The sequence below is a fragment of the Moorena sp. SIO4A5 genome (assembly GCF_010672005.1).
Classification (GTDB): domain Bacteria; phylum Cyanobacteriota; class Cyanobacteriia; order Cyanobacteriales; family Coleofasciculaceae; genus Moorena.
On sequence record NZ_JAAHHZ010000594.1, the window covers coordinates 1 to 3,031 of the forward strand.

A 3,031-nucleotide genomic window follows, 5' to 3' on the forward strand; every position below is an offset into this window, starting at 1 on the left:
CTTTACCGATCACGTCGGTGATGTTGTACTAGATGTCTTAAATGTCGAAGATGTCGCGGTTAAAAGTATCAGCTGCAACCAAGCAAGGGATTATTGATTTGGTGGCAGCCAACTTGGGAATTTTAGGAGATTCCCCCGCAGCTCAAGCCGCCAAGAAAACCATTCAAGTTCAAGAGTTCATGCCTCGGCTGACTCAGTTGCATCCTCGTAATCAGCCAGAACATCGCTACGTGCTGAGACTTGGGGAAGAATTTGAGGTATATAACCCCAACCCGCAGCCTGAGGAAATCGAAATTTCCCTGGCAGTTCAGCCAAGTCTGCCTGTGGTATTATGCAATGTACGTCTTGTTAACTGCGATACTCAAGAGTTCGTAGCTTACAAGGGAAAAGTGGAGGCATCCGATGTCTTGTCCTTTCGAGAGGATATCGTTGAGGTAAACGGTAAGCCTTATGCAACGGAAGGAACGCCCCTACTAACAACCAACACCTCTCGCTGGCGGCTGGAAGCCCAGTTAGCTGAGGGGTATCCCCTGGCACGATTTGACCAACAGCGCTTTGATCAAAGCACCTTTGCCTTGAGTCAACCCGCCGTCTCTGCTAAGGAGTATCCCCTGGCACGATTTGACCAACAGCGCTTTGATCAAAGCACCTTTTTCTTGAGTCAACCCGCCGTCTCTGCTAAGGAGTATCCCCTGGCACGATTTGACCAACAGCGCTTTGATCAAAGCACCTTTTCCTTGAGTCAACCCGCCGTCTCTGTGAAAATGAGATTCTACCAACTCACCCCAGGGGTGTTCGAGGTCAAAATCCCTTGGGATATTCCCGGCTTTACCGATAAGTTTCAGGAAGCAGGGGATCATCCTCGTCATCAAATTGCTGGAATTATTGACAAGGTTAAAGCCGCTGGTGTTTTGGGGATTATTACCTATGAGAAGCGCTTTCAGGAAACTCACGAAATGGTAGCACAGTTAACTGTTGAGCGTTCTCCTTTTCTGGAAGAACATCTTGCCGAAGATACCTTGACTATTAATACTATTCAGGTTCCCTATCCAGAGGGAATAGTCCACGAAATGTCTGATAACCTGCTTACTTGTGGAGTATTTGACTATACGGGCTTTGATAGCGGCAATCGTTTTGCTTGAGGAAAGGGAGTAGGGAGTAGGGAGTAGGGAATCGGGAGTCGGGAGTCGGGAGTCGGGAGTCGGGATAAAAAACTTAAATATACCTCACTAACCTGGTAAATGCTAACTTTTAACTTTTAACTTCTAACTTTTAACTTCTAACTTCTAACTTCTAACTTCTAACTTCTAACTTCTAACTTCTAACTTCTAACTTCTAACTTCTAACTTCTAACTTCTAACTTCTAACTTCTAACTTCCCGATTCCCAATTCCCGATTCCCGATTCCCGATTCCCGATTCCCGATTCCCGATTCCCGATTCCCGATTCTTAATTCTATGAAAATTGCCGAAAACCTCGACATGAAAGGTAGGTTGATTATCCAAAAATATAATCCTCAAGCTCAGCTGGTCCAGGAAGTTAAAGCTGACAACTCGATTGTTTACACAGGGCGGGAATTAGTTGCCAAGTTATTTACTAATCAAACCATTGACCCGATTCGCTACATCGCCTTAGGGACTGGGGGCAGCACAGTTGCTCCAGCTAATGATATCCAATTGGAAAATGAAGTGTTTCGTAAAGAACTTAAACCGTTTGACCTCGGCAAAGATTTAATCGAGAGTGGAGACGGTGACAGTAAAAAGTGTAAAATTATGTTGTCTGTAGACCTGGATTTTGGGGAACCTGATAAACAGCCAGTTGAGTTGACTGAGGCGGGTTTGTTCAATAGCCCAGAACAAAGCCAGGGAATCATGTATAATCGAGTGACCTTTCCTAAAATTACCAAGAGCGAGCAATTTAAGTTAACTCTCGTGTGGGAAATTTTGTTTTAGTGATAACTATGAGGAAGCAATGACCAAAGGCTTTGACCGAAAACAGAAAAAAGCTGGAGATTTGATCCTTTCGGAAGATTGGAATGCTGCCATGGATGAAATTGACAGTTTGGGGAAGACTCTTCAAGACATAAAACAAAAAGCAACAAGCTTCCAGGGACCTCTAACCATTGAAGACGCCCTGAAGGTTAAAGGCAACGTAGGGATTGGGACAGACAATAATCCCACCGCTAAACTGGAAGTCAAGGGAAACCTGAAACTAGAATTAGGAGAAGCGGTCAATGAATTTTCCAGGGATGGTACCTTAGGAGGCAACTCGAATCAAGCTGTTCCCACGGAACTGGCAGTGAAAACCTATGTAGACCAGAAAGTGCAAGGGGTAGAAGATAGCGCCAGAGAGTCGTTTGAAACTAAAAAGCTCCAAGTCAGTGAGACGCTGACGGTAGAGGGTGCTACACAGCTCAATGGCAGTCTGAAACTGGGGCAGGGCGTAGAAGTAGCGCAATTTAGTGAGACCATCGGCCAATCCAGAGAATCCTCCCTGATCGTGGTACCCACGGAACAAGCCATCATCACCTACATCAACAGCACCTTAGGAAAGTTGGGTTTAATTCCAGGAATCTTTGATTTAGGTAACGGGGTTATCTTAGAAATACAACCCATCAAAGCAGGTAGCTTCATGATGGGTTCGCCCGCAAATGAGTCTGGTAGGGATAGTGACGAAGGACCCCAGCATCAGGTAAATGTACCAGCGTTCTGGATGGGGAAGTATCAAGTTACCCAGCAGCAGTGGCGAGCAGTTGCTAGTTACAACCAAGTTGACAGGAGCTTGGAGGCAGAGCCATCTAATTTTAAAGGCGAGTCTCTCCCAGTTGAGCAGGTAAGCTGGTATGAAGCCAAGGAATTTTGTGCGCGACTCAATCAAAAATTTAAGGGTCAACTCAAGGATCGAAAATTCCGTTTGCCCAGTGAGGCGGAATGGGAATATGCCTGTCGAGCAGGTACGACAACTAGATAGAAAGCGGACGCCAGGCACGTGGAAGGATTTGCGGACCTCGCCCGCGCCGTGAAGGCAGAAGG

The 3,031-nt window shown here is 46.0% G+C and carries 4 protein-coding genes; 3 read left to right on the forward strand and 1 reads right to left on the reverse strand.

Features of this window, described 5'->3' with window-relative positions; translation table 11 throughout:
• Positions 1-101: 101 nt before the first annotated feature.
• Positions 102-1,142 (forward strand): hypothetical protein, encoded by a 1,041-nt coding sequence (locus F6K57_RS41540; protein WP_293074997.1) that lies wholly within the window; start codon positions 102-104, stop codon positions 1,140-1,142.
• 214 nt (positions 1,143-1,356) lie between these two features.
• Here F6K57_RS41540 and F6K57_RS41545 read toward each other — a convergent pair whose 3' ends face one another.
• On the reverse strand, positions 1,357-1,482 hold the full coding sequence (locus tag F6K57_RS41545) for a hypothetical protein (protein WP_293074999.1): 126 nt from the start codon (positions 1,480-1,482) through the stop codon (positions 1,357-1,359).
• On the opposite strand from F6K57_RS41545, the gene F6K57_RS41550 reads away from it, so the two are divergent.
• Together F6K57_RS41550 and F6K57_RS41555 are read left to right on the forward strand one after the other, a co-directional pair.
• Positions 1,481-1,951 (forward strand): hypothetical protein, encoded by a 471-nt coding sequence (locus tag F6K57_RS41550; RefSeq protein WP_293075002.1) that lies wholly within the window; start codon positions 1,481-1,483, stop codon positions 1,949-1,951. The genes F6K57_RS41545 and F6K57_RS41550 overlap by 2 nt on opposite strands.
• 19 nt (positions 1,952-1,970) lie before the next feature.
• A complete protein-coding gene (locus F6K57_RS41555; protein WP_293075004.1) occupies positions 1,971-2,969 on the forward strand; it encodes a formylglycine-generating enzyme family protein in 999 nt (332 codons plus the stop codon).
• Positions 2,970-3,031 lie beyond the last annotated feature (62 nt).

Coding starts and splice junctions, on each gene's coding strand:
- F6K57_RS41555 (WP_293075004.1), top strand. CDS start 1,971: ATGACCAAAGGCTTTGACCGAAAACAGAAAAAAGCTGGAGATTTGATC.
- F6K57_RS41550 (WP_293075002.1), top strand. CDS start 1,481: ATGAAAGGTAGGTTGATTATCCAAAAATATAATCCTCAAGCTCAGCTG.
- F6K57_RS41545 (WP_293074999.1), bottom strand. CDS start 1,482: ATGTCGAGGTTTTCGGCAATTTTCATAGAATTAAGAATCGGGAATCGG.